Annotated in this window: 23 protein-coding genes and 2 pseudogenes; 6 read left to right on the forward strand and 19 right to left on the reverse strand. The window is 67.7% G+C overall.

Features of this window, described 5'->3' with window-relative positions; all coding sequences use genetic code 11:
• Window positions 1-103: 103 nt before the first annotated feature.
• Together HDC94_RS11945 and glgB are read left to right on the forward strand one after the other, a co-directional pair.
• Window positions 104-2095, forward strand: coding sequence for an alpha-1,4-glucan--maltose-1-phosphate maltosyltransferase (locus HDC94_RS11945; protein WP_179497840.1), 1992 nt, complete (start codon window positions 104-106; stop codon window positions 2093-2095).
• Between the two features lie 2 nt (window positions 2096-2097).
• On the forward strand, window positions 2098-4266 hold the full coding sequence (gene glgB, locus HDC94_RS11950) for a 1,4-alpha-glucan branching protein GlgB (RefSeq protein WP_179497842.1): 2169 nt from the start codon (window positions 2098-2100) through the stop codon (window positions 4264-4266).
• A gap of 71 nt (window positions 4267-4337) precedes the next feature.
• Here glgB and sufU read toward each other — a convergent pair whose 3' ends face one another.
• From sufU to HDC94_RS11975, 5 genes are read right to left on the reverse strand one after another with little or no spacing between them, the layout of a single operon-like run.
• Window positions 4338-4769 (reverse strand): Fe-S cluster assembly sulfur transfer protein SufU, encoded by a 432-nt coding sequence (gene sufU / locus HDC94_RS11955; protein WP_179497844.1) that lies wholly within the window; start codon window positions 4767-4769, stop codon window positions 4338-4340.
• The gene (locus HDC94_RS11960) at window positions 4766-6028 is read right to left on the reverse strand and encodes a SufS family cysteine desulfurase (protein WP_179497846.1); all 1263 of its coding nucleotides are present in this window, start codon (window positions 6026-6028) and stop codon (window positions 4766-4768) included. The genes sufU and HDC94_RS11960 overlap by 4 nt, the downstream gene beginning before the upstream one ends.
• Window positions 6025-6408, reverse strand: coding sequence for a hypothetical protein (locus tag HDC94_RS11965; protein WP_179497848.1), 384 nt, complete (start codon window positions 6406-6408; stop codon window positions 6025-6027). Before HDC94_RS11965 ends, HDC94_RS11960 begins: the two co-directional genes overlap by 4 nt.
• A gap of 7 nt (window positions 6409-6415) precedes the next feature.
• Window positions 6416-7309, reverse strand: a complete 894-nt coding sequence (locus tag HDC94_RS11970; RefSeq protein WP_179497851.1) for a co-chaperone YbbN — start codon at window positions 7307-7309, stop codon at window positions 6416-6418.
• Window positions 7306-9297 (reverse strand): hypothetical protein, encoded by a 1992-nt coding sequence (locus HDC94_RS11975; protein ID WP_179497853.1) that lies wholly within the window; start codon window positions 9295-9297, stop codon window positions 7306-7308. Before HDC94_RS11975 ends, HDC94_RS11970 begins: the two co-directional genes overlap by 4 nt.
• Window positions 9298-9574: 277 nt before the next feature.
• Between HDC94_RS11975 and HDC94_RS11980 the strand changes: the two genes are divergently transcribed.
• On the forward strand, window positions 9575-11560 hold the full coding sequence (locus HDC94_RS11980; protein ID WP_179497855.1) for a hypothetical protein: 1986 nt from the start codon (window positions 9575-9577) through the stop codon (window positions 11558-11560).
• A 63-nt stretch (window positions 11561-11623) separates the two neighbouring features.
• Window positions 11624-12685 (forward strand): AI-2E family transporter, encoded by a 1062-nt coding sequence (locus HDC94_RS11985; protein WP_179497857.1) that lies wholly within the window; start codon window positions 11624-11626, stop codon window positions 12683-12685.
• A 12-nt stretch (window positions 12686-12697) separates the two neighbouring features.
• Here the strand turns inward: HDC94_RS11985 and HDC94_RS11990 are convergent, their stop codons facing one another.
• The 12 genes and pseudogenes from HDC94_RS11990 to rpsB all read right to left on the reverse strand — a co-directional run.
• Window positions 12698-13411 carry an alpha/beta fold hydrolase gene (locus HDC94_RS11990; protein WP_179499061.1) on the reverse strand — a complete coding sequence of 238 codons (714 nt, stop codon included), beginning with the start codon at window positions 13409-13411 and terminating at the stop codon, window positions 12698-12700.
• 4 nt (window positions 13412-13415) lie between these two features.
• Entirely contained in the window at window positions 13416-13715 is a 300-nt protein-coding gene (locus tag HDC94_RS11995) for a hypothetical protein (protein ID WP_179497859.1), read from the reverse strand.
• Window positions 13716-13745: 30 nt separating this feature from the next.
• Window positions 13746-15476 carry a sodium:proton antiporter gene (locus HDC94_RS12000; protein ID WP_179497861.1) on the reverse strand — a complete coding sequence of 577 codons (1731 nt, stop codon included), beginning with the start codon at window positions 15474-15476 and terminating at the stop codon, window positions 13746-13748.
• 35 nt (window positions 15477-15511) lie between these two features.
• Window positions 15512-16033 carry a lytic transglycosylase domain-containing protein gene (locus HDC94_RS14960; RefSeq protein WP_374757273.1) on the reverse strand — a complete coding sequence of 174 codons (522 nt, stop codon included), beginning with the start codon at window positions 16031-16033 and terminating at the stop codon, window positions 15512-15514.
• Window positions 16034-16229: 196 nt separating this feature from the next.
• A complete protein-coding gene (locus tag HDC94_RS12010) occupies window positions 16230-16781 on the reverse strand; it encodes a DivIVA domain-containing protein (RefSeq protein WP_179497863.1) in 552 nt (183 codons plus the stop codon).
• A 14-nt stretch (window positions 16782-16795) separates the two neighbouring features.
• Window positions 16796-17671, reverse strand: coding sequence for a phosphatidate cytidylyltransferase (locus HDC94_RS12015; RefSeq protein ID WP_179497865.1), 876 nt, complete (start codon window positions 17669-17671; stop codon window positions 16796-16798).
• Entirely contained in the window at window positions 17671-18222 is a 552-nt protein-coding gene (gene frr / locus HDC94_RS12020) for a ribosome recycling factor (RefSeq protein ID WP_179497867.1), read from the reverse strand. The genes HDC94_RS12015 and frr overlap by 1 nt, the downstream gene beginning before the upstream one ends.
• A 74-nt stretch (window positions 18223-18296) precedes the next feature.
• Complete coding sequence (locus HDC94_RS12025) at window positions 18297-19160, reverse strand: DMT family transporter (protein ID WP_308495715.1); 864 nt, start codon at window positions 19158-19160, stop codon at window positions 18297-18299.
• Between the two features lie 21 nt (window positions 19161-19181).
• A complete protein-coding gene (gene pyrH, locus HDC94_RS12030; RefSeq protein ID WP_179497869.1) occupies window positions 19182-19892 on the reverse strand; it encodes a UMP kinase in 711 nt (236 codons plus the stop codon).
• A 128-nt stretch (window positions 19893-20020) separates the two neighbouring features.
• Window positions 20021-20848, reverse strand: coding sequence for a translation elongation factor Ts (gene tsf / locus HDC94_RS12035; RefSeq protein ID WP_179497871.1), 828 nt, complete (start codon window positions 20846-20848; stop codon window positions 20021-20023).
• 33 nt (window positions 20849-20881) lie between these two features.
• Window positions 20882-21112 (reverse strand): annotated as a pseudogene (locus HDC94_RS14965) (50S ribosomal protein L15); the annotation flags it as partial.
• A gap of 101 nt (window positions 21113-21213) precedes the next feature.
• Window positions 21214-21967 (reverse strand): annotated as a pseudogene (gene rpsB, locus HDC94_RS12040) (30S ribosomal protein S2); the annotation flags it as partial.
• A 311-nt stretch (window positions 21968-22278) separates the two neighbouring features.
• Here rpsB and HDC94_RS12045 point away from each other — a divergent pair.
• Window positions 22279-22749 (forward strand): murein hydrolase activator EnvC, encoded by a 471-nt coding sequence (locus HDC94_RS12045; protein WP_179497875.1) that lies wholly within the window; start codon window positions 22279-22281, stop codon window positions 22747-22749.
• 8 nt (window positions 22750-22757) lie between these two features.
• On the opposite strand, the gene HDC94_RS12050 is transcribed toward HDC94_RS12045, so the two are convergent.
• Complete coding sequence (locus HDC94_RS12050; protein WP_179497877.1) at window positions 22758-24833, reverse strand: MMPL family transporter; 2076 nt, start codon at window positions 24831-24833, stop codon at window positions 22758-22760.
• 79 nt (window positions 24834-24912) lie between these two features.
• Here HDC94_RS12050 and HDC94_RS12055 point away from each other — a divergent pair, with 79 nt between their 5' ends.
• A complete protein-coding gene (locus HDC94_RS12055; RefSeq protein WP_257021658.1) occupies window positions 24913-25416 on the forward strand; it encodes a MarR family winged helix-turn-helix transcriptional regulator in 504 nt (167 codons plus the stop codon).
• 4 nt (window positions 25417-25420) lie between these two features.
• Here HDC94_RS12055 and HDC94_RS12060 read toward each other — a convergent pair whose 3' ends face one another.
• Window positions 25421-26329, reverse strand: coding sequence for a tyrosine recombinase XerC (locus HDC94_RS12060; RefSeq protein WP_308495716.1), 909 nt, complete (start codon window positions 26327-26329; stop codon window positions 25421-25423).
• Window positions 26330-26360 lie beyond the last annotated feature (31 nt).

Genomic DNA, 26360 nt, shown 5'->3' on the forward strand with positions numbered 1-26360 from the left:
CCGTGCACTCACGGATGGGGCCGCGCAGGTGCGGGAGTGTAGAGGACTTGCCGCCCGCCCGGAACCCCGGACGCCGCAGGCCCAAAAGGGGTACGGTCGGAACGTGGCTACCGAGTACGAACCAGCGTTGGGTCGCATTCCGATCCGTCACCTTGCACCCCAGGTGCCCGAGAACCGTTGGCCGAGTAAGGCCTTCGCCGGGGAGGTGGTGCCGTTCGAAGCGACCGTCTTCCGAGAGGGCCACGACCTTCTCGGGGTGCAGCTGCTCCTCACCGATCCGGTTGGGCAGACTGCCACGTACCGCATGCGTCCCATCGCGCCGGGCACCGACCGGTGGCGCGCGGAGGCGCAACTGCCCACGGAGGGCACGTGGACGTGGAAGATCCGCGCGTTCAACGACGACTGGGCGACGTGGCTCCACAACGCGGAGATCAAGATCCCTGCCCGCGTCGATGTCGACCTCATGGTTCTCATGGGTTCTCAGCTGCTGGCGCGAGCGGGCACCCGCAAGGTCGTCAAGGATGCCGCGGCCGCCTTCGCCGACGCATCCATCACGCCCGACGCCAAGCTCGCCATCGCGCAGGACCCGAAACTGACCGCCGCCATCGACGCTCGCCCCCTCGCGAGCCTCACGACCGAGAGCGAGACCCTCGCGATCCGCGTCGAGCGCGCCAGGGCTGGCCTCGGCAGCTGGTACGAGTTCTTCCCGCGCAGCGAGGGCGCCAAGCGCGCGAAGGATGGCACGTGGACGAGCGGCACGTTCCGTACTGCCGCGCGGCGCCTGCCGGCCGTCGCGGAGATGGGTTTCGACGTGCTGTACCTCCCCCCGATCCATCCCATCGGCCACCAGTTCCGCAAGGGACCGAACAACACCCTCGTCACCCAGCCGGGCGACCCCGGCTCGCCGTGGGCGATCGGCTCTGCCGACGGCGGGCATGACACCGTGCATCCCGACCTGGGGACCATCAAGGACTTCACGTACTTCCTCGGCCAGGCGAAGAAGGCTGGCCTGGAGGTTGCGCTCGATTTCGCGCTTCAGGCCTCGCCCGACCATCCGTGGGTCACCGAGCACCCCGAGTGGTTCACGACACTGCCCGACGGCACGATCGCGTTCGCGGAGAACCCACCCAAGAAGTACCAGGACATCTACCCGATCAACTTCGACAACGACCCTTCAGGCATCCGTGCCGAGGTGCTGCGTCTGCTGCGCTACTGGATCGGACTCGGCGTGCGGATCTTCCGGGTGGACAATCCCCACACCAAGCCCCTGCGGTTCTGGGAGCTCGTACTGCACGAGATCAACGAGGAGTACCCCGACGTCGTGTTCCTCGCCGAGGCCTTCACCCGCCCGGCGATGCTCTACTCCCTCGCCCAGGTCGGCTTCCAGCAGTCGTACACCTACTTCACGTGGCGAAACACGAAGGAGGAGCTCGCCGAGTTCTTCACCTCGATCTCCCACGAGACGTCGGCGTTCCTGCGTCCCAACCTCTTCGTCAACACCCCGGACATCCTCACCGAGTACCTCCAGTTCGGTGGAGTCCCCGCCTACCGCATCCGTGCGGGGCTCGCGGCCACGGCGAGCCCGAGTTGGGGCGTCTACGCGGGCTTCGAGCTCTTCGAGCACGTCGCCCGCCCGGGCAGCGAGGAGAACATCGACAACGAGAAGTACGAGTACAAGCAGCGCGACTGGGCGACCGCGGAGAAGAACGGCGTCTCGCTCGCGCCGTACCTCACGACGCTCAACCTGATCCGCGCGGCGCACCCCGCTCTCCGCCAGCTCCGCAACCTCGACGTGCACTGGAGCGACGACGACTCGATCTTCGTCTACTCGAAGTACCTCGACGGCGCCTACATCGAGGGCGGCGAGACGGATGCCCTGATCATCGTGGCCAACGTTGACCCCCACTCGGTTCGCGAGACGACGGTGCACCTCGATCTCAGCCGCATCGGACTCGAGTCGGACGCGCGCTTCACGGTGCGCGACCTCCTCACCGGCGAGCGCTTCGAGTGGGGTGCGGACAACTACGTGCGGCTCGATGCTTTCACGCAGCCCATGCACATCCTGCACGTCGAGTACCCCAAGGGAAAGAGTTGAGCATGGCCTCCACCACCGCACTCCCCGAGCTTCACCCCGACCACATCGCCGCCCTCGTCGAGGGCCGCCACCCGCAGCCGCACGCCTCGCTCGGCCAGCACCCCGTCGACACGGGCTTCGTCGTGCGCGTGGTCCGTCCACTCGCCGCGGCCGTCACGATCGTTCGCGGCGACGGGTCGCGCGTTCCGCTCGACCACGTCGCCGACGGTCTGTGGCACGGCCTCCTGCCCGGGGCTGGCCAGAGCTACACGATCGAGACGGAGTACGACAACGGTCCGACGTGGACCGCCGAGGACCCGTACCGCTTCGTACCCTCGGTCGGCGAGATCGACCTCTACCTGTGGGGTGAGGGTCGGCACGAGCAGATCTGGCACGTGCTCGGCGCGCACTTCCGGCCTCACGAGGATGTCGCGGGCACCTCGTTCTCCGTCTGGGCGCCCCACGCCCAAGCCGTCCGTGTGATCGGTGACTTCAACGGCTGGTACGGCCTCGGCCACGCCATGCGCCGCCTCGACGACAACGGCGTGTGGGAGATCTTCGTGCCAGGGCTCGAGCCGGGCAACGCGTACAAGTTCGAGATCCTCACGCCGAGTGGCGAGTGGGTCAAGCGTGCTGACCCGATGGCCCGGTTCACCGAGGTACCGCCGGCCACGGCATCCCGCATCGAGCATTCCCAGTACGAGTGGCGCGACAGCGAGTGGATGTCACGGCGCGCGTCCTCCGAGCCGCTCAACGAGGCGATGAGCGTCTACGAGCTGCACCTGGGTTCGTGGCGCCCTGGTCTCGACTACCGCTCCCTCGCCGATGAGCTCATCGGCTACATCGAAGAGTTGGGCTTCACGCACGTGGAGTTCATGCCGCTGGCCGAGCATCCCTTCGGCGGCTCCTGGGGCTACCAGGTGACCGGCTACTACGCGCCGACGAGCCGCTTCGGGCACGCCGACGACCTCAAGTACCTGATCGACCGGCTGCACAATGCGGGCATCGGCGTGATCATGGACTGGGTGCCCGGCCACTTCCCCAAGGACGAGTGGGCACTTGCGCGCTTCGATGGTGAGCCGTTGTACGAGCACTCCGACCCCCGCCGCGGCGAGCAGATGGACTGGGGCACGTACATCTTCAACTTCGGGCAGTCGCAGGTGCGCAACTTCCTCGTGGCTAACGCACTGTACTGGCTCGAGGAGTTCCACATCGACGGCCTGCGGGTGGATGCCGTGGCATCCATGCTCTACCTCGACTACTCCCGCAAGGAGGGCGAGTGGCTGCCCAACCAGTACGGCGGGCGCGAGAACCTCGAGGCGATCAGCTTCCTGCAGGAGGTCAATGCGACCGCCTACAAGCGCAACCCGGGCATCGTCATGATGGCCGAGGAGTCGACGAGCTGGCCCGGGGTCACCAAGCCAACCTCCGCGTCGGGTCTCGGGTTCGGCACCAAGTGGAACATGGGTTGGATGCACGACACCCTGCAGTACATGCAGGAGGATCCGATGTACCGCTCGTACCACCACAACGACATCACGTTCTCGTTCTTTTACGCGTTCAGCGAGAACTTCATCCTGCCGATCAGCCATGACGAGGTCGTTCACGGCAAGGGGTCGCTCCTGCACAAGATGCCGGGCGACCAGTGGCAGAAGCTCGCCAACCTGCGCGTCTACCTGTCCTTCATGTGGGCCCATCCCGGCAAGCAGTTGCTCTTCATGGGAAGCGAGTTCGGCCAGCCGTCGGAGTGGAGCGAGGAGCGCGGGCTCGACTGGTGGATCCTCGACCAGCCCGTGCACCGGGGCCTGCAGCGCATGGTCGGTGAACTCAACCGCGCCTACCGCTCGCACCCCGCCCTCTGGGAGCAGGACAACTCCCCTGCGGGCTTCGAGTGGATCGATGGCGGCAACGCCACCCAGAACGTGATCGCGTTCCTGCGGTGGTCCCGCGACGGTCAGCCGCTCGTCGGAGTCTTCAACTTCAGCGGCAACCCGGTGGGGCCGTACCGCATCGGCCTGCCGTTCGGCGGCACCTGGCGCGAGGTCATCAACACCGACGCCACCGAGTTCGGTGGGTCCGGTGTTGGCAACTACGGTGCGGTTGACGCGAGCGACGAGCCCTGGAGCGGGCGCCCGGCATCCGTCGAGCTGACCCTCCCCCCGCTGGGCGGGCTCTGGCTCGCCCCGAACTAGTCTGTCCCTCGTGACTTGCCCAGTTCGGCCAGTGTGTCGCGCGTGAGACTGGCTGAAGTGGGCACGTCACGTCAGGGAAGCGACAGGGCGTCCTCGAGGGCGACCCAGGCGAGCATCGCGCACTTCACGCGGGCGCTGTAGCGGGAGACCCCGTTGAGGGCGATCGCATCGCCGAAGCGCTCCTCGTCGAGCTCCAGGGTGCCGCGTGAACGGATGACCTCGCGGAACTCCTCGATGAGTGCGCGTACGTCCTCGGCTGGCTGCCCCCCGACGAGCAGGCTGAGGAAGGATGCCGACGACTGCGAGATCGCGCAGCCATGCCCCTCCCATCCGAATGCCGTCACCGCTCCACCCTCGACGCGGATGGTCACCGTGACCTCGTCACCGCAGGTCGGGTTGACCTGGTGGGAGCTCGCGGTCGGGTCGGTGAGGAGTTCGCGGCCCTGCGGGCGCTTGGCATGGTCGAGGATCAGGTTCTGGTACAGGTTGCCGAGGTCGCTCATGCGCCCACCCCGAAGAACCCGCGAACGCCGGACAGTGCCTCGAGGAACCGGTCGATCTCCGCGTCCGTCGTGTACACGGATGAACTCGCACGGGTGCTCGCGATGAGCCCGAGCCGGCGGTGGAGGGGCTGCGCGCAGTGGTGCCCGACGCGCACCGCGATGCCGAGGTCGTCGAGAAACTGGCCGACGTCGTGGGCGTGGATGCCGTCCACCTCGAAAGCCGCGAGGCCGATGCGAGGCGCGCCGCCCTGGTCCCCCAGCACGCGGACGCCCTCGATCGAGCGGAGGCCATCGACGAGGCGCGCGCCGAGTGTGTGCGAGTGATCGGCGACGGCGGGCATCCCGAGCGCGTCGAGGTAGCGCACCGCCTCGGCCAGGGCGATCGCCTGCGAGACCCGCTGGGTGCCGGCCTCGAAGCGCAGCGGGGGCGGAAGGAACTCGGCCCGCTCCATGGTCACGGTCGTGATCATGGAGCCGCCCGTCGTGACAGGAGGGAGCGCAGCGAGCATCTCGCGCTTGCCGTACAGCGCGCCGATACCCGTCGGTGCCAGCATCTTGTGCCCGGAGAAGACCGCGAAGTCGACGTCGAGGGCGTGGAGATCGACGGGCAGATGAGGAACCGACTGGCACGCGTCGAGCACAACAATCGCGCCGACCTCACGGGCACGCGCCACGAACGTCTCGACAGGTGTGACCGTGCCGAGCACATTGGACACGTGCGAGACCGCAACCACCCTCGCACGCTCGGTGATCGTCGTCTCGACAAGGTCGAGGCGCAGTGCTCCGTCGTCATCGACCGGAACGTAACGGAGCACTGCTCCTGTGCGCTCGGCGAGCTGCTGCCACGGGATGAGGTTCGCGTGGTGTTCCAGCTCGGTGACCACGATCTCGTCGCCAGGGCGGAGAGCGAGCGAACGGTACCGCTCGGGGGCCGTCGCCGCGTTGGAGAGGGCGTACGCGACGAGGTTGATGCCCTCCGTGGCGTTGGAGGTCCACACCAGTTCGTCGTCGTGAGCGCCGACGAACCGTGCGACGGTGGCTCGGGCATCCTCGAAGGCGTCCGTGGCGGCAGCGGCGAGCGTGTGCGCACCGCGGTTCACGGCGGCATTCGCGTGGAGGTAGTACTCACGCTCGGCGTCCAGCACGGCCAGTGGCTTCTGCGACGTGGCGGCGGAGTCCAGGTAGGCGAGCGGATGCCCGTTCACCTCGGTATCGAGGATCGGGAAGTCACGACGCACGTCAGCTACCGAGAACGTCACTCCTTGTCGTCCTTGCGGAGGGAGGCGATCATGCCGCGCAGCAGGGACCGACGGCCTGGCGTCTCGGGGTCGACCGATGCCTCGCGGAGCACGTCGAGCGTGCGACCATCCCGCAGCTCGAACCCGGGAAAGTCGAAGATCGTCGAGTAGCCGGCCGCACGCTCACGGTTCGACGCGGATCCGACACGGAACGCAAGGATGATCGACACCACGAAGAGCGCGAACATCACCCCTGCGAAGACTCCGGCGAGCGTGACAGCGCCAGCCACGGCAGAGATGCCGAGACCCACGAGTGCGAGCACACCAGCGAGCTGGGCGACTCTCGCCAGAAGATCCCACTGCCACGCAGTGGGACGGATGCCATTGCCCAGGTCACTCACGTGCGACCTAGAACAGCAGCAGCGTCAGCCGCCGCCGTGCCGCCACCACGCGCGGGTCCTCGGCGCCGGCGATCTCGAAGTACTCGAGGAGGCGTGCGCGCACGAGGTTCTTGCCTGCCGGATCGAGCGTCGGGAAGAGGTCGAGGAGACGGAGGAAGGCGTCCTCCAGGTGACCACCGGAGACGTCGAGGTCGGCAACGGCGAGCTGAGCCTCGACATCGGTGGGCGCTTCGGCCGCGGCCGACCGCACCGCATCGGCGGTCACGCCATCGAGGCGGGCGAGGAGCGAGACCTGCGCGAGCCCCGCCACCGCGAGCTGGTCGCGGGGGTTCTGGGCAATCGCGGTCTCGTACGCCTTGATCGCGGCGGGGTAGTTGCCCGCGGTGATGGCGTCGTAGGCCTCCTGGTGCAACGGCGGCAGCGGCTCTTCTGCAGGCTCCGCGTCGCCGTCGCCCACGGGGATGCTCCCCGTCACGTTCTGCTGGGCTGCGAGCTGGAGCACCTGGTCGAGGACTGCGCGCACCTCCTCCTCGGCGGGGAGTCCGGCGAAGAGTTGGACGGGACGCCCTGCGACCACGGCGGCGACCGTGGGCAACTCCGCGACCTGGAACGCCTGCACGAGCTGGGGGTTGGCCGTGGCATCCACGGTAGCGTGCGCGATTCGACCCTCGTATGAGCCGATGATCGGGGCGAGCGAGGCGGGAATCCCCTGGCCGTAGAACTCGACGATGACGGGAACCGTCTGCGAGAGGTCGAGCACCTGCGTGAACGTGGCGTCCGTCGCCGAACGACTCACGCCACCGGCGGGAGCGTCGCTCGTCGCGGGAACGGCGGGGCGCACGAGCGACGAGAGGTCGACGGCGCCGCGCAGGTTTGCGCCGCTGAGCGGTGCGTTGGTCATCCGACCTCCGATGCCTTGATGAGTCCCTGGCTGTAACCGAGCAGCACAATCTTTCCATTCCCACCGGCCGGAGGAATGTAGAACAGCAGCTGGTCGCCATACGTCGCGGTGACGCCCTTCGTGCTGACCGCGACGCCCGAGAGCGTCTTGACCTGGCCGGAGGGGTTGATCGCGGCGCCAGCCTCGGTGGGAGTCACGGTTGTCGTCTCCTCGAGGTTCACGGCCACGATCGCACCGGCGTCATTGGTCGCGATGGCGATCGGCTCCGCCTCCCCCACCGCGTTGCTGAAGGACGCCGTCGCCGTCGTGGGCAGGCTCGCCTTCAGTGCGTTCTTGGCCTCGAGGCCGACGCTCGTGCGGAGCGAGTCACCCTCGGACTCGAACAGGAGGTAGTGCTCGCTGTCGACGTCCTGCATGAGGATGTCGGCGTACGCGACAGCGGTGTTCTCCGGCGTCTTGAGCAGCAGGCCGCTGTCGGCCGGCAGGCGCGCGGCGCCGATGCTCGCCGGCGCGACGTCCGGCAGGACCGCGGACGGCTCGAGAGTGATCGCGTAGTTCACCTTGTAGTCGCTGCGGGGGTCCTCCTGGACGAGGAACAGGGCGACCGGGGGGATGGTCGCGTCCTTGTCGTCCTGGATGACCGCGAAGACCGTGCGCGGCCACGTGTCGGTCTGCTGCGGGAGCGTGACCTTCACCGGGCCGTCAGGAATAGCGGGGAGTGCAGCCGCACTGGGGTCGGCGCCGCGGATCGTGTAGTTGGCGAGGCGGAGCTCGAGTGCCGGGCCTGCGAAGCGCGTCTCGAGGAGGGAGCCGTCGAGGTTGGCATCTGCCTCGGTCGTGACGGCGCTGACCTTCGCGACGATGCGCTCCACCTGGCGGACGGTGGTCGCCGGGGGGCTCAGCTCGGCGGCGGCAGGCACAGTCGCGGTCGGCGTCGGGGTCGCGCCGGCCTCGAGATCGGGCCAGAAGTCCGCGGAGCAACCACTCATGACGAGGGCCGTGACGAGGAAGATCGGCACGGCGACGAGGCCGCGACGACGCGTCAGCATCGAGGTGCGCCCCGCCTCGGGGTTGGTGTCATCCGGCAGCTCGATGATCTCGGTCTTGCGGGGCGGTACGACATCGGCGGGGTCGTCGGAGGTGGGCTCATCGTTCGCGATCTCGGAGTCATCGGGCGATCCCGACTCGATCTGCTCTGGCATGGGCGGCACGGCGATCGCCGGTTCGGCGTTCTGCTCCGGCGCACCGTCGTTCTCGGCGGGGGTTGCAGCGTCCGATTCGACCGCGGGCTCGTCCCACGGGTTGGCCGGGGGCTGAGCGGGCTGACGCTTCTTCAGGCCGAACGTGCGCTTGGCCTTGGGCACGTTGGGCATCGAGCGGCGCGGACCGTGGGCGCTGCGCATGTGGGTGGTCGCCCAGATCAGCAGGCCGATACCGAGGAGCAGGACGATCGCCCCACTCACGACCAGCGGGCCGACCCAGGGGGTCGAGTTGTCGAGCGGCCACTTGATGCTGAGGTTCGCGGGCGCGGGCTCGACACCGTCCGAGGCGATCACGAAGGAGACGTCCTCGGGAACCGTGACGGTGAGGGTGAGCACACCCTCCTCCACGTAGTCGTCGAACCAGAGGTCTGAGCCATCCGGATTCGGCACCTCGCTCTCCTCGCCCTGCACGAGGGTGCTGACGAGTTCGCCCGTCTCGGCGTCGTAGGTCACCTCGTTGTGCGTGGCGTCACCGACCCACGCGCGCACGTCGGTGGTGCGACCGTAGGCGGCCACCACCTGCTCGCTGCCGCTGAGGGTTATGGTCTGGCTGCCCGGGAAGGCAGCGAGCGTCGCACCGTCGATGATGGTCACGGGCGCGTCGGCAGTCGAGGACACGGACAGGGTGACGTTATTGGGGGACGCGAAGATCGTGCGCTGCGCGATGCCCATGCCCAGAAGACCTGCGGCGACGACGAACGCAACAATGGCGAGAACAAATCTCACGGACTACTCCTTTCGTGCCGCTCGGCGCGATCCGGGAGGTCGGGACCTCCAGCAGCAGACGCGACCACTCTCACTGGACGAGGAGGGACCTCCCGCAAACCCAGGAGAAGCAGCAACAAAGACGTTCAAGAATAGCGGATGCCTCTGCTCGGGCCTAACGTCCGCACTGGGAAGTGACTGGGAAAGCGAGGGGCATTCCCCGCACGGATGCTGAAATGAAGCCGTATTCTTCACGCCCTAGACTTCTCTGCATCCCCACGCCCACAAGGAGATGTTCATGGCTGCAGGCGAGACCGATTTCGGCACCGAGATGCGCGGCTATCGCAAGGATGAAGTGGATGCCACCATCCAGAGCCTGCGCGCCGAACTCGCGAAAGCCACGGCGGAACGTGCCGAATCGGCCAAGGAGGTCAAGCGACTCCTCGCCGTGAACGAGGACCTGCAGGCGGAGCTCGACGAGACGGGCAGCCCCACCTATGCGGGTCTCGGCACCAAGCTCGAGAACACCCTGCGGGTCGCCGAGGAGCAGTCCACTCGCCTCATCGCCCAGGCAGACATCGATGCGGAGAAGATGCGCAGCAGCGTCGCCGCCGAAGTCAAGAAGCTCACGTCGGATGCGGCAGCCGAGGCACAGCGCACGATCCTGGATGCCACGGAACGGGCATCCGCCACCCTCAGCGACGCCACCATGGAGGCCGACGCCCTCCTTTCCCGCGCTCGCGCCGAGGCCGAGACGCTCGTGCAGGATGCTCGCCGCGAGGCCGCGGCACTGCGTGGGGCCGCCACTACCGAGGTCGCGGAGGCCAGGTCGACCGCCGCCCGGGAGGCTGCCGCGGTACGCGCCGCAGCTGAGAAGGCCGCAGCCGAACTCCAGGAGTCCGCCGCCCGCGAGGCAAGCAATGCCCGCGAGATGGCCGCCGAGCTGGCCCGCGATTCCGAGCTGGGTCGCGCAAACTTCGAGAACGAGAATGCGACGAAGCGTGCCGACCTGGCCCGCGACCTCGAGCAGGGTCGCACCGACCTCGCGCGCGAGATCGCCACAGGACGGGCGCAGCTCGAGGCCGAGACAGCCAAGGCACGCACGGAGCTCGCCAACGAGATGGCCGCAGCCCGCGAGAAGCTCGAGAACGACACCACCGCCGCGGAGGAGAAGCTGCGCGTCGAGACTGAGACCGCTCGCGCGGCGCTCGAGGCGGACACGGAGGCTGCGCGGGCCGCGCTCGAAGCGGAGACGACGGCCGCACGCGCCGCCCTCGAGTCCGAGACGACCGCCACCCGGGCGACGCTCGAGTCGGAGGCCGCGGCCACGCGCACGGCGCTGGAGTCCGAGGCGAACTCCACACGAGCCGCGCTCGATGCTGAGGCCAAGGCAACGCGTGCCGCGCTTGAAGCGGAGACGAACTCCGCTCGGGCTGCTCTGGAGGCCGAGACGACGGCCGCCCGTTCCGACCTCGAGCACGAGATCACAACGGCGCGTGCCGAGCTCGAACGGGAGATCGCCACGGCGCGGGCGGAACTGGAGAACGAGACCGCCGCAGCTCGGAACGACCTGGAGGCCCAGGCATCCGAAGCCCAGGTGGCCCTCAACACCGAGATGGCCGAGCTGCGCGCGACGCTCACAGCGGACATCGCCGAGAAGACGGCGGCGCTCGAGGCGGAGACCACGAGTGCCCGCGCGGCACTCGCACACGACATCGAGAAGCAGACCGCCGACCTCAAGCGCGACATCGAGCGCCAGCGGGCGGAGCTGGCGAGCGAGACGGAGGCCACGCGCGCCGACTTGCAGCACCAGCGCGACGAGACCCGCACGACGCTCGAGCGCGAGGCAGAGCAGGCCAGGAACGCCCTGGCGCTGGAGATCGCCACGCGTCGTGACGAGGCCGAGGCCGCAGCACTGGCCGCCCAGAAGGAGGCCGCAGAGCAGACCGCCGCTTATCTCGAGGAGGCCCAGGCCCAGCTGAGGGAGGCCACCGCGCGCGCCGAGGAGGCCCGCGCCGAGGTCGATCGCCTCACCACGGAGTCCACGGCGGCAGCCAAGGCGATCCGCACCGACGCAGAGAAGCAGGCGAAGGAGCTCGTCTCGAACGCCGAGGCGCGCGCTCGCACACTCGTGGAAGAGGCTGAGCACCGCAGCGCCGCGCTGACTGCTGACGCTGAGGAGCGACTGGCGAAGATTAGGATTGAGCGCGAAACGGTCGCTGGATACCTCGAGAACCTGCGGGGCGTACTGCAGCAGGTCGAATCGGTTGCATCGGAGCAGTAGCAGAACCGAGCAGTATCAACACCGGGCAGTAACAACAGCGCGCTGAGCGGGAGCGGGACCGAAATGAAGATCCAGAATGCTTTTCGGGTAGGACTGCTCGGTGGTCTGGGCGTCATCGTGGCGGTGGCGATTGGTGCGACGATCGGCTCGCTCGCGACGATCCTCACCTACGTGGGCGCCGCGCTGTTCCTCGCACTCGGGCTCGACCCGGTGGTGAGCTGGCTGCAACGGCACAAGTTCCCGCGACCGCTCGCGATCGTTACGGTGCTCGTCGGGGTCCTCGCAGTGTTCGCCGGCCTCATCTTCGCGATCATCCCGGTCATCAGCGACCAGATCCAACGTGCCATCCGCACGGTCCCCGGGTTCATCAACTCGTTCTTCGATGGCAGCGCGCGCAAGGCCATTCAGGATGCGCTGCCGTGGCTGGACGTCGACAGCGTGATCACGGGAGCCCAGAACTGGGTCGCAACGCTCGACCCGACCCAGATCACCGGCGGTGTGCTGACCGTCGGCGTCGGGATAGCGACCGGCATCACGGGCGCTGTCATCGTGCTCATCCTCACCCTCTACTTCGTCTCATCGCTGAGCAACCTCAAGCGCGGGATCTACCGCCTGGTTCCGGCCTCGAAGCGGCCCAAGTTCATCGACCTCGCCGAGCAGACCAGCACGGCCGTCGGGCGTTTCGTCAGCGGCCAGTTCGTGCTCGCCCTGAGCAATGGTGTGCTGTCGTTCATCGTGCTGACGCTCATCCTCCCAGCCTTCGCGGTGCCGGTGAGCTACTCCGCGCTCTTCGCGTTCATCGCCTTCCTGGCGTCCCTCATCCCACTCGTGGGAACCGTTTCGGGCGCGGCGGTGATCACGCTTCTCGTCCTGCTGTTCGACGGCGCGCCCTCGTGGTTCATCGTGGGCATCTACTACCTCGTCTACATGCAGGTGGAGGCATACTTCCTGAGCCCCCGCATCATGGCGCAGGCCGTCAAGATCCCCGGCGCTGTGGTCGTGATCGCCGCACTGGCTGGCGGCACGCTGCTGGGCATCCTGGGGGCACTCATCGCCATCCCCGTCGCGGCTGGCATCATGCTCGTCATCGACCAGGTGGTCGTTCCCCGGCAGGAAGAGCTCTAGGCGGGATGCTGACTAGTCCCACTCGCGCGGCAGCGGAAGCACGCCGGGGTTCAGCCTGGCCACAATCTCGGTGAGCACGCGATAGGTCTGCTCCTCGCCCACCCAGAGGTGCTTACCACCCTCGACGGCGACGAACTCGAGCTCTGGCACGCTCGCGAACCTCTCGGCCGCCTCCGCTGGGCGCAGGTAGTCGTCGAGCTCGGGAATGATCGCGACGAGGCGCTTGCCGCTCCCCGCCCACGCGGCAACCTCGTCAGCGGTGGCGCGATGCAGGGGCGGCGAGAGCAGGATCGCACCGACAATGGGATGCTCGAGCCCATACTTGAGCGTGACCTCGGTGCCGAAGGACCAGCCAACGAGCCAGGGGTTCGGCAGCCCGCGCTGGGCTACGAAGGCCATGGCGGCCGCGAGATCGTGCCGCTCATCGACACCGTGGCCGAAGGTGCCCTCCGAGGTGCCGCGGGGCGACGTGACGCCCCGGAAGTTGAACCGAAGCACGGCGATGTCGGCGAGCGCCGGCAGCCGGGCGGCGGCCTTGCGCAGCACATGCGAGTCCATGAAACCGCCGGCGGTCGGCAACGGATGCAACGCCACGATGGTCGCGACCGGCTCCGCCGTCTCCGGCAGCGCCAGCTCCCCCACGAGCGTGAGCCCGTCGGCCGTGTGCAGTTCGATCTCCTCGCGGCGTGCTGGCAGGATCGTCCCGCCCCGTATCTCTGTCACGATCGTGTCAGCTCCTGATCTTCCAGCAGTGGGTGTGCCAGTGCCGACGCGCGGCCAGGTCGTCGGCCTCCCCCATGAGTCCGTCCGCGCGCCACGTCACCACGTGTGCGGTGCCCGGCGAGACCTCGAGGCTGCAGCCGGGGCAGACGTACGACTTGAGGGCACTCGCCGCGGCGATGGGCTGTACGTTCCAGCTTCCGTCGCGCTTGGACTCCACGTGGCGCTGGCCGGCGAGAGCTCTCGACAGGTCGATCTCCGGTGCGTCGTCGGAGGCCCTACGACCGCGGGGACGGTTCGACCTGGGCATACTCCAAGCCTACGACGACGACAGGGACCATCAGTCGGTGTCGAACTGGGCGAGGCGGGTCTCCTCGAGGTCGAGCACGGTCTGCGCGCGCACGAGAATGCGGGAGGCATAGCGCCCCTCCGAGCGAGCGATGAGCAGGGCATCCCGCTCCGCGCGGAGCACGTCGTAGCGGAGCATCCGATACCGGGTCAGGGGCAGGTCGGCCAGCTTCTCCGGGTCCCCAGCAGCCTCAACCTGCTCATGGAGCAGGTTGGTTCCGATCTCGGTGTCGTGCCGAACACGCTCGATGATGGCAGGGTCCACGGGCTCCCCCGCGCTGTCGGTGGCGTCCTCGAGCACCTGGAGGCCAGCCTCGTTGAGTTCGGCAAGGAGGGAGGCGAACTCGCGGCGATCGGCCGTGGCATCCGAGCCCTGCACGCCCAGCATGCGGATGAGCCACGGGAGGGTGCCGCCCTGCACCAGCAGCGTGACGACAGCGACCGTGAACGCGATGAGGACGAGCTGGTTGCGGTGCGGGATGTCGTCGGGCAGGGACTGGGCCGCGGCGAGGGTGACCACGCCGCGCATCCCCGCCCACCCCAGGATGATGCCGCCGCGCCACTCGAGGCCGTCATCGTGCAACTGCTTGATGTCGTTGCCGCGCCGACCCAGAACCCTGCGCGCAGCGGAGAGGCGACGCTCCTGGCGAGGCGTGATGTTCTCAGCCGGTATTCGCTCGAGATACTCCTTGCTCCGCTCGTGCCTCAGCAGTGCCCGCCGCTCCTGCCGTCGCAGGATGAGCAGCAGCGGTCCCACGAACAGGTAGCGCGTCGCGATGACCACAACGGTGACGAGGATGCCCAGCAGCACGGCCACGGGAACGCTGAGGTCGTCCGAGCGCACGTTGCCCACGACGTTGGTCAGTTCGAGCCCCATGAGCAGGAACACGCCGTTCTCGAGGAGGAACTGGATCGAGCGCCAGTTCGTGCGCTCGGTCGTTCGTGACTGCGGCGAGAAACGGCGTGAGGAGTGATAGCCCGAATACAGGCCAACGGTGACGACCGCGATCACCCCGCTCGCCCCGAACTGCTCGGCGGGAAGGAACGCGATGAACGGCACCGCGAAGGAGATCGCGGTGTCGAGCAGCGGGTCGTTGAGCCGTGAACGCACCCAGACGGTAATGAATCCGACGACGACGCCGACCGCGATCGCCACGGTCACGGCGAAGGCGAAGTCGCCGAGTGCATCCCAGAACGTGACGGTAGCTGCGGTCGCCGCGATCGCCGACCGCAGAAGCACGAGCGCCGTGGCGTCATTGACGAGGCTCTCGCCCTCCAGGATCGTGACGAGTCGCGGGGGCAGGCCGAACCGCTTGGCGATGGCGGTGGCCGCGACGGCGTCGGTCGGACTCACCACGGCGCCGACGGCGACCGCCGCCGCGAAGGACAGGGTGGGGAACACAGCCCAGAGGAGGGCCCCGGTGATGAAGGTCGTCGCGATCACGAGCAGGACGCTCAGCACCCCGATGGACGGGAAGTTCCTGCGGAAGTCGATGACGGGAACGCTGATGGCGGACGCGTAGAGGATCGGGGGCAGAAGCACGAAGAGCACGATCTCACTGGGAACGCTCACCGGCGCCCCCTGAACGAAGCTGAGACCAGCACCGATCACGATGAGGATGAGCGGGGTGGCGATGCCGAGCTTCTTGCCGAAGATACCGGCTGCCACGATCGTGATGATCGCGATGACGAAGAAGAGGGCGAGCTCAAGCACCTGATCCATCGCGCCAGCTTATCGATGGCGCGGGGTGCGAGCGGTTAGTACCAGCCTTCGACCTCGGAGTGTTCCCACGCACCGCACGGCGTCGCGTAACGTCCGGCGATGTAGCTCAGGCCCCACGAGATCTGGGTAGCCGGGTTCGTCGCCCAGTCGGCTCCAGCCGACGCCATCTTGTCTCCGGGAAGCGCCTGCGGGATGCCGTAGGCGCCACTGCTCGCGTTGTGCGCGTAGACGTTCCATCCGGATTCCCTGTTCCAGAGGGCAACCAGGCAATCGAACTGGTCCTGACCCCAGCCCATGCCCTGCAGGATCTCCCACGCCGCAGCCTGCGCGCTGCCCGGGTCCGGCGTACCAGCTGCGGGCGCGGCGGAGACGACTGGGGCAGGCGGTGCGATCTCGCTCGTCGTGAACGTGTCGCGCGCGGCGGTGTGCTGGTACTGGCCCGCGACGGTGAGCTCCTGGGCATCGACCTTCACGGTCGTGCCGGGCGCGACGATCTCCGACGCGCTGGCCTGCGACTGGGGGCTGAGCGAGTTCGTCACGAGGAGTGCCGTGGTCACGGCGATCGCGAAAATGGGGAGCGACCAAGTGGACCGCACGTGGCGTCCCGAAAGGTCCCCGCCGGAGCTTTTCAGCTGCGCGCGAAGGGAAGTCGCTCGTGTATGTGAACCCACAGTTGAAAAACTGTATCCCACGAGCCTGACAAAACCCAGAGGATGCGCATCCCCAGAGCGGGGTGCGCGCACCGGCTGAGCCTCAGCGCACCGCCAGCATGACGTTGATGACCGAGTCCAGGAGCAGGTCGACCTGACCCTCGTTGTACCCGCGCTTCTTGCTCGGGAAGGCAACGGCGCGCACCTGCTCAACACTCATCGGCTTGCCGTTCTGGAAGTAGCCCACGAGGCGGTCCGCGAAGGCGTCGACGGCCTTGGGGTCGTAGCCATCGGTGAGGATGCCGGTGCGCGAGAAGCGCTGTCCCGCCGGGCGTGCGAGCCGGTTGAGGATCTCCTGGGCGGATGCACGGGCCGCGGCGTACCACGCGGCATCCCCGATCTCGGCGAAGGCCCGCTCGCGCTCGCGCGCGGCGAAGGCGTCCTCAAGGCGCTCGAGTGCGGCATCAACGTGCTTGGTGGAGTACCCACCCTTCTCCATCGCGAACGCGGTGGTGCGGATGCTCTCGGCAGTCACGGTGCCGAGGCTGCCTCGGTCGGCGGTGTAGGCGGCGCGGGCCTCCTCGAGGAATTCCTCGACCTGCTCAACGCTGTATCCGGTGTGTGACTTACGTGCTCGCGGAAAGGTAGTACTCACCGCACCATTGTGCCCTACGCGAAGATGAGAAAGAGCGCATAGGCCGCTGCACCCGACAGCAGCGAGGAGTCGACACGGTCGAGGAAGCCCCCGTGTCCCGGCAGCCAGGTGCTGATGTCCTTGATGCCCAGGTCACGCTTGATGAGGGATTCCGCGAGGTCACCGAGGGTCGCCGTACCGAGGAGAACCAGACCGAAGATCACGCCGACCCACCATGGCTGCTGGAGCATGAAGATGGCGACGAGTACTCCCGCGAGGATGGCGGCGGCAGCCGAGCCCGCGAAGCCCTCCCAGGTCTTTCCTGGGCTGATGAGCGGTGCCATCTTGTGCTTACCGAACGTGAGCCCCGTCGCGTAGGCGCCCGTGTCGACGGCGACCACGACGATGAGGAACGCGAGCGTCCACCACTGGCCGCCCTCCTGGGCCGTCAGGAGCACCGTGAAGCCGGCCATGAACGCGACGTAGGCCATGATGAAGGCGCCGGCGCCCAGATCCTTGAGCAGGTCCATTCCGGACACACGATGCTCCGGGCGGATCATCTCCACGAGTCGCCAGATGGTGATCGCGAGCACCCCAGCGAGGGTCACCAGCCAGTGGCCCGTCGCAAGCCAGTAGAACGATGCCGGTACGACAGCGAGTGCGGCGATAACCGTCGGCACCCTGGGCACATCGCGCCCGGCGAACCTCAGGGCGCTGGCAAGTTCGAAGCTCGTGAAGCCGATCAGAACGGCCGCGAGCACCATGTAGAGCTCTTTGATCAGGACGAGGCTGACGAGCACCGCCCCGCCGAGCACGAGGCCCACGAGGATCGCGCGCAGGAGGGGTCGCCCGGTACGCGCGTTGATCTTGTCGTTCGTCGCGCGAACCTGGGCTTCGAAGTCGGAGACCATCAGACCTCGAGAAGCTCGGCTTCCTTGCGCTTCAGGGCGTCGTCGATGGCGTCGACGTGGCTCTTGGTCGAGGCATCCAGTTCCTTCTCGGCCCGGGCAACCTCGTCTTCGCCGACCTCCTTGAGGCCATCGAGGTCATCCTTCGCCTTGCGACGGATGTTACGGATCGCGACTCGCGCCTGCTCGGCCTTGTCGCGCACGATCTTGACGTACTCCTTGCGACGGTCCTCGGTGAGTTCCGGGAGGGTCGCGCGGATGACCGAGCCGTCGTTACCGACGCTCGCGCCGATGTGCGTCGCCGCGGCGAGCGCCTTCTCGATGTCCTTGAGCGCTGACTTGTCGAACGGCGTGATCAGGAGCGTGCGAGCCTCCTGGTTGACCATCGATGCGAGCTGGGCGAGAGGTGTCGGCGAACCGTAGTAGTCGACGAGCACCTTCTGGAAGAGGGCGGGGTTTGCACGGCCGGTGCGCACCGTCGAGAAATCGTCCTTGGCGACCTCCACGGCCTTCTGCATCTTGTCCTTGGCTTCAGCCAAAACGTCGCTGATCACGGGCAACTCCTTTGTGTCAGGTCGAGTTTAGTCGGGCACCGCTGGGAGCCGTGACCGCAACGGATGCAACGGCATCAGGCGGCAAGGAGTGCAACGCCCGCGAGCACCACCGTCGCACCGATCAGCCGCTGGACGGGATGCGGCTCACGGAAGAGCAACCAGCCCGCGAGACCCACGAGCACCACGCTCACCTCGCGCGCGGGCGCGACGATCGAGACGGGCGCGATCTGCACTGCGAAGAGGATGAGGATGTATGCCAGCGGCCCCAGAATCGCGAAGAGCAGCACCGCCACCCGGTGCGACCGCGCGATGCGCAGGGGTTCCGGCCAGCGCCGAAGGGCCGGGGCGGCCAGGAGCACCGCCTGCACCACGAGGGAACCCCAGTAGAAGCCAACGGGTGGCAGGTCGTGCACGGTCACCGCCGAGGCATCCCAGAGTGTGTAGATCGCGATGAGCACGCCGACACCGAGACCGTAGAGGATGCCCGTCCGATTATCGCGCGCACTGCTGCGCCCTCCAGCGAGACCGATGATCACGACGCCGAGCGTGATCACGACCGCACCGAGGATGCCGAGCCACCCCGGGCGCTCCCCCAGCACGAGCACCGCGAGCACGACGGCGAGGAAAGGGCCGGTGCCTCGCGCGAGGGGGTAGACGACCGAGACATCCGCGAGCCTGTATCCGCGCTGGAGCACGAGGAAGTAGACGACCTGGAGCGCACCGCTCACGAGAGCGAGCGGCAGGAGTTCCAGGAGGTCGGCCCCATCGGCAGCGAGCGATGCAACCCCGAACGGTGCGAACACCACAGCGCCCACGACGATCCCGGCCCAGATGTAGCTCGGGCCGGACATCCCCGCCTTCTTGACGACGACATTCCAGGTGGCGTGCGCGATCGCCGCGCCCGCGATGAGCAGCGCGACGATCAGGCCAGTCGACACGGGCCGGTCTAGCGGTGCGGCCTAGTTGGAGACGAGCGTGCCGATGGACTCGCCGCGGATGGCCTTGGTCACGTTGCCCGCTGGCTCCATGCCGAAGACGACCATGGGCATCGAGTTGTCCATGCAGAGGCTGAAGGCCGTCGAGTCGACGACCTTGAGGCCACGCACGAGCGCCTCCTGGTAGGTCACGTGCTCGAGCTTCGAGGCCGAGTCATCCTTGCGGGGATCACCCGTGTAGACCCCGTCCACGCCGTTCTTGGCAACGAGGACGACGTCGGCGCTGATCTCGAGCGCGCGCTGGGCCGCGACGGTATCGGTGGAGAAGTACGGGAGACCGGCACCGGCACCGAAGATCACGACGCGGCCCTTCTCGAGGTGACGCTCCGCGCGACGCGGGATGTAGGGCTCGGCGACCTGGGTCATCGAGATCGCCGACTGCACACGCGTGGCGGCGCCAGCCTGCTCGAGGAAGTCCTGCAGGGCGAGCGCGTTCATGACGGTGCCGAGCATTCCCATGTAGTCGGCGCGGCCACGGTCCATACCGCGCTGGCTGAGTTCCGCACCGCGGAAGAAGTTGCCACCACCGACGACGATCGCGATCTCGACATCCTGCGCGGCGAGTGCGATCTCCTTCGCGAGAGCGCTGACGACATCGGGATTCACGCCGAGTTGCCCACCGCCGAAGGCCTCACCCGACAGCTTCAACAGAACACGGCGCTTCTTTTCGGTCATCAATCAATCCTTCTGTTGTGTCTGCTGGGTGGTGCTGTGTACAGGCTATTGGTCCGGGCGCGAAAAGAGGGGCCCAGGACACGAAGTCCTGAGCCCCTCGTCACTGAGGTTTTACTTCAGCGAAATGCTTACGCGCCGACCTTGAAACGGGCAAAGCCCGTCACGGTCAGGCCGGCGTCATCCAGGACCTTCTTGACGGACAGCTTGTTGTCCTTCGCGTAGTCCTGCTCGAGCAGTGCGACCTGCTTGAAGAAGGCGCCGATGCGACCCTCGACGATCTTCGGCAGGGCCGCCTCGGGCTTGCCCTCGCCGCGGCTGATCTCCTCGACGATGCGACGCTCGTTCTCGACCTCGTCAGCGGGCACCTGGTCGCGGCCCAGGTACTGGGGCGCAGCGAACGAGATGTGCTGGGCGATTGAACGGGCCGTCTCCGCGTCGTCACCCGTGTAGGCGACGACGACGCCGATCTGGGGCGGGAGGTCCTTCGAGGTGCGGTGCAGGTACACGGCGAACTTGTCGCCGGGGATGCGCACAACACGACGGAGCTCGACCTTCTCGCCCAGGATTGCGGCCTGGTCGTCGATGACGCTGCCCACGGTTCCGCCATCGAGCGGAACGGCGAGAGCGGCCTCGAGGGTCTCGGCACCCGAGTCGGCGAGGGCCTGGAGGACCTTCTCGCCGAGTGCGACGAACTTGTCGTTCTTGGCCACGAAGTCGGTCTCGCAGGCGAGCTCAATCATCGTGGTGGCGGTTGCCGACTCGACGGCGGCGATGAGGCCCTCGCTCGTGGAGCGGTCGGCACGCTTCGCGTTGCCCTTCGCACCCTTGAGACGGAGGATCTCGACGGCCTTCTCGATGTCGCCCTCGGCTTCGACGAGAGCGTTCTTCGTGTCGACCATGCCGGTGCCCAGGCGCTCGCGCAGGGCCTTGATGTCAGCGAGGCTGATGTCTGCCACGGTGTGGATCCTTACTGGTTGCTTGTTGTCTGGTTACTTCGAGGACGAGTCGTCGGCGTCGGCCTTCTTGGCCGGTGCCTTCTTCGCCGGAGCCTTCTTCTCGGCCGCGGGCTTCTTCTCGGCGGACGTTGCCTCCGCCTCAATCTTGGCCTCGGTCTCGGCGTCCGACTCGACGTGGTGCTCGGGGACGATGGTCTCGTCCGCGGCTGCCTCGTGCTCGGCCGCAACGGCGTCGGCGTCGTTCTCCTCGACGGGGACCTCGGCGGCGATGACCTCGGCAACAGCCTCGGTGTCATGCGTGGTCGAGGTCACAAGACCGTCAACGGCCTCGATCTTCTCGGCCTCGGACGCGGGGGTCTCGGAAGCCTGGAGGAGCTCCGCCTCCCACGCGGCCAGCGGCTCGACCTCTGCGCCCTCTTCGGGCTTCTGGTGACGCTGGATGAGACCCTCGGCCGCGCCATCCGCGATGATGCGGGTCAGCAGGGCGACGGAACGGATCGCGTCGTCGTTACCCGGGATCGGGTACTGGACCTCGTCGGGGTCGCAGTTGGTGTCAAGGATGCCGATGACGGGGATGCCGAGCTTGCGCGCCTCGTCGATGGCGAGGTGCTCCTTCTTGGTGTCGACAACCCACAGCGCCGACGGCGTCTTGGTGAGGTTGCGGATACCGCCGAGCGACTTGTGCAGCTTGTCGAGCTCGCGCTTCTTGATGAGCAGTTCCTTCTTGGTGAAGCCGCTCTTCGAGCTGTCTTCGAAGTCGAGCTCCTCGAGCTCCTTCATGCGCGCGAGGCGCTTGGAGACCGTCTGGAAGTTGGTGAGGAGACCGCCGAGCCAACGCTGGTTAACATAGGGCTGGCCGACGCGGAGCGCCTGCTCCGCGATGGACTCCTGGGCCTGCTTCTTGGTGCCGACGAAGAGGATGGTGCCGCCGTGGGCGACCGTCTCCTTGACGAAGTCGTACGCCTTGTCGATGTAGGCCAGCGACTGCTGCAGGTCGATGATGTAGATGCCGGAACGCTCGGTGAAGATGAAGCGCTTCATCTTCGGGTTCCAACGGCGGGTCTGGTGCCCGAAGTGAACGCCGCTGTCGAGCAGCTGGCGAATGGTGACGACGGCCATGGCCGTTCTCCTTCTCTGGCGCACGCGTGCGTGCGCCTACTCAGTTGTTCACCGCTACCGGTCGGTGCGGAGCCTGGTACCCGGACGCACCTCCGCAACGGTTTCCCGAGGACTGGTGGAAGTGTGCCACGTCATGTGCATCGAGCTGTGACGCTCTGTGCTGACGCTGCGCGGGCACGCGAAGTCGCCCCATTTCTGAGGCGCTTCGATCATGGTAGCACCGCTCCTCCCCCGATGCACGGGGCCTCCGCCTTCTCCACCGGCCCGACGGCCGCCGTTTCTGCGGGCGTTCCGCAGCCGACACTGAGGGCATGGTCCGGATGCTCGCCGCCCTCCTCGTCGGCACACTCGCGTTGATCTCCCCGGCGACTGCACCGTCCGGCACGTGGACCTGGCCCGTTGACCCACCGCGAGTCGTCGAACGGCCGTTCATCGCTCCCGCGACGCGCTACTCCGCGGGGCACCGTGGCGTGGACCTGCGCGCCGGGTCGACCGTCTACGCGCCCGCGGACGGCACCGTGCGGTTTGCCGGCGTGGTGGTCGACCGACCGGTGGTGTCGATCGACCACGGGGGCGGGGTGGTATCGAGTTACGAGCCGGTCGTGGCATCCGTCGCCAAGGGTGACAGCGTCGCGGCCGGGCAGGTGATCGGCACGGTCGTCGGGGGTCACTGCCGCTCGCCCTGCGTGCATGTGGGGGTGCGCGTGGACGGCGAGTACGTGTCTCCCCTGGCGTTCTTCGGCGAGATCCCGCGGGCGGTGCTCCTTCCCACCCGAGGGTAGGAGCCGCGCTATGCCTTGTCGGACCCGGCCCGCACCTCTGCGCCGACCGAGATCGCGCGGCCCGGCCACCAGAAGCGCTCCCCCGTGAGGAACGCGAGGGATGGCACGATCACGGTGCGCACGAGAAGGGTGTCGAGCAGCACGCCGATGCACACGATGATCCCGATCTGCGTGAGCGTGATGAGCGGCAGGACCCCGAGCACTGCGAAGACCGCGGCGAGCAGGATTCCCGCGCTCGTGATCACTCCACCGGTCGCGGCGAGCGCGCGGATCATGCCCGTGCGCGTGCCGTACTGGAGGGCCTCCTCCCGCGCTCTCGTGACGAGGAAGATGTTGTAGTCCACGCCGAGAGCCACAAGGAAGAGGAAGCTGAAGAGCACCACGTTCGTGTCGACGGCAGGGAACCCGAACACGGACTGGAAGAGCAGCCAGCTCGCGCCGAGGCTCGCGAAGAACGACGCGACAACCGTGGCGAGGAGGAGCACGGGTGCCACGAGTGCCCGCAGGAGGAGCACCAGCACGAGGAACACGAGGGCGAGGATCAGCGGGATGACCAGGTCCTGGTCCGCCTGCTGTGCCCGGTCAACGTCGAGCGCCTGCGCGTCGAGGCCGCCGACGATCGCGTCGGCACCGTCGATCTGGCCGAGCTCGGCGCGCAGGGCGTCGATCGTCGCGAACGACTCGTCGGTCTCCGCCGCCGAGCTGAGAACCACGTCCACCTGGGTGATGTCGCCGTTCGTCTCGCCGACTCGGGCGGAGTCGACACCCTCGACGGATGCCGCGGCCTCGGCGACCTCGTCGGCGTAGTCCGCATTCGTGATGACCGCCGCCGGTGAACCGCTGCCCGCTGAGAAGGCGTCAGCGAGGAGCTCCTGGCCGACGACTGCCTCGGGGACTGCCGTGAAGCGCTCGGTCTGGGCCAGACCCACCTGGATCTGCGTCGATCCGAGCGCGAGTCCACCGAGGATGAGCGCACCGATGATCGCGACGACCGCGGGCTTGCGGGAGACGAGCGTTCCGAGGCGGAACCAGAAACCCCGACCCGTGCTCCCCTCGCTACCGAACTTGGGAACGTAAGGCCAGAACAGGCCGCGGCCGAACAGCAGAAGGGCAGCCGGAAGCACGAAGAGGGCGAAGATCATGGCGATGACGACACCCGTCGCACACGCGATGCCGAGCGCACGGTTGCCCTCCAGCTGCGCGAAGACGAGCGTGAGCAGCGCCAGCACGACCGTGCTTCCGCTCGCGAGAATCGCGGGGCCAGCTCCCCGCAGGGCTCGGGCCATCGCCTGACGGCGGTCCTCGACGAGGCGGAGTTCGTCGCGGTATCGGGCGATCAGGAGCAGGGCGTAGTTCGTGCCGGCACCGAAGACGAGCACCGACAGGATGCCGGTGACCGAGGCATCCAGCGCGATGCCGGCCAGGTCGGCCACGCGGGTGGCGACGATGCGCGCGAGCCCGTCGGCGGTGCCGACCACCACGACCGGGACGAGCCAGAGCCACGGGCTGCGGTACGTGACCAGCAGCAGGACGATGACAACGCCCGCCGTCGTTAGAAGAAGTGTGAAGTCGGCTCCCTCGAAGACTGCGGCGACATCGACCGCGAAGCCCTCGGGTCCGGTGAGGAGTGCGGTGACACCGCTGGGCAGGCCGTCGTTCGCGGCGGCGCGGATCTCGTCGGCACGGTCGGCCTGCTCCCCGACGTCGGAGACGACGTCCAGCGGCACGACGACGAGGGCGGTGGTCCCGTCGTCAGAGACGGTCGGCGGCGGGACGAAGTCGGCGTTCGAGAGATCGGCGAGCGCCTCGGTCGAGGCGGTGATCGCCTCGACGTCGCTGTCGGTCAGCTCTGCGCCATCCTTCGAGTACACGAGAAGTGCAGTCGTGGAGTCTGCGCCGGGCAGATCCTCCTGGGCGGCTGCGACCTGCGCCGACTCGGCGGACTCCGGCAGACCGACGCCCGGTGCGGTCTCCTCGGTGGCGCCCGTTCCCATCGCGAAGATGGCTCCCGATACGAGGAGAGCCGCCACCAGGACGATCCACGAGGTCGAGCGGGCGGTGATGAATGTCGTGAGGCGCTTCATGGTGTCTCCGGTCGCAAGCGGTATTAGCTAATTAATCTAATAATCAGGTTGTCGAATAACTTATCGGTAGACTGATGCCATGACAACTTCGCCGGATGCAGCGATGTCCCCGGGCGCCGGGACTCCCCCGGTCGCAGCCCAGCGGCCCGCGGTGCGGCGTCCCACGGAACTCATCAGGGACTTCCTGACAGTGAGCGAGGACTTCGAAGCGCACGTGGGCCGGGAACTCACCGTGAACCCCACTGATCTCCAGGCGATGGAGCACCTGATCATGCATGGGCCGTCGAGCCCCACGGAGCTCTCCCGTCGCCTCGGGATCTCCACTGCAGCGACGACGGCCGTAGTCGACCGGCTCGTCGCAGTCGGTCACGCGCAGAGGACGCAGCATCCGACCGACCGCCGCGGTGTCGTCATCGTGCCGGAGCCCGCTTCGGTGCAGAAGGCCATGGGCACGATCATGCCCATGATCATGGGTGTCGACGGAGTGCTCGACGAGTTCGACGAGGAGCAACAGGCTGTCATCACCGCGTACCTGCAGCGCGTGCTCGAGGTGTACCGGACGCACATTCCCGACGCCGAGTGATCGGCTACGAGCGCGGGTGGGCGAGCTTGTAGGCCTCCTTGAGGCGCTCAGTGCTCACGTGCGTGTACAGCTGCGTCGTGCCGAGGCTCGCGTGCCCGAGCATCTCCTGCACCGAGCGGAGGTCGGCTCCCCCGTCGAGCAGGTGGGTCGCGGCCGTGTGCCGGAGCGTGTGTGGCCCTGACGGCCCTTCGCCGGGGACGGTAGCCAGAAGGCCCGAGACGAGTTCGTAGACGGCTCGCGTGTGGAGTCGGGCGCCACGCGCACCGACGAAGACGGGGGATGCCGCGCTCTGATCCGCACTGAGGTGCGGGCGCGCCGTGTCGAGGTAGCGCTGGATGGCAGCCCGCGCAGGAACACCGAAGGGAACCACGCGCTGCTTGGAGCCCTTGCCGAGAACCCGCACGGTGAGGCGCGAGACATCGAGGTCGCCGAGGTCGAGGCCAGTGAGCTCGCTCACGCGGAGCGCTGACGCGTAGAGCAACTCGATGATCGCGAGATCCCGCACGGCGACGGGGTCGCCGGTGTCGGCCCGAACCTGCACGCGGTCGAGGATGCTCGCCATCTGGTCACGGTTCAGCACGCGGGGAAGGTGGTGGTCACCCTTCGGTGCCTTGAGTCTGGTGGCGGCATCCGTCGGCGCTGCGTTCGTGCGGCTGAGCCACGCGGTGAGCCCTCGCACCGAGGCGGCTCGCCGCGCGAGCGTCGCCTTGGAGAGACCGGCCTGGGAGGAGTGCCAGAGCCACTCGCGGAGGAGTTCGAGGTCGAGATCGTCGGCGGTGGTCGCCGCTCGTTCCTGGGCGAAGGTCACCAGTTGGGCGAGGTCCGACCGGTACGACCGCACGGTGTTGGGGCTGAAACCGCGCTCGGCCGACAGGTGCACGGCGTAGGCATCCACGGCGGTCGACAGGTCCACGTGTCCATGGTGCGCCATCGCACCGACGCCG

It is taken from the genome of Leifsonia sp. AK011 (genome assembly GCF_013410945.1).
Lineage (GTDB): Bacteria > Actinomycetota > Actinomycetes > Actinomycetales > Microbacteriaceae > Rhodoglobus.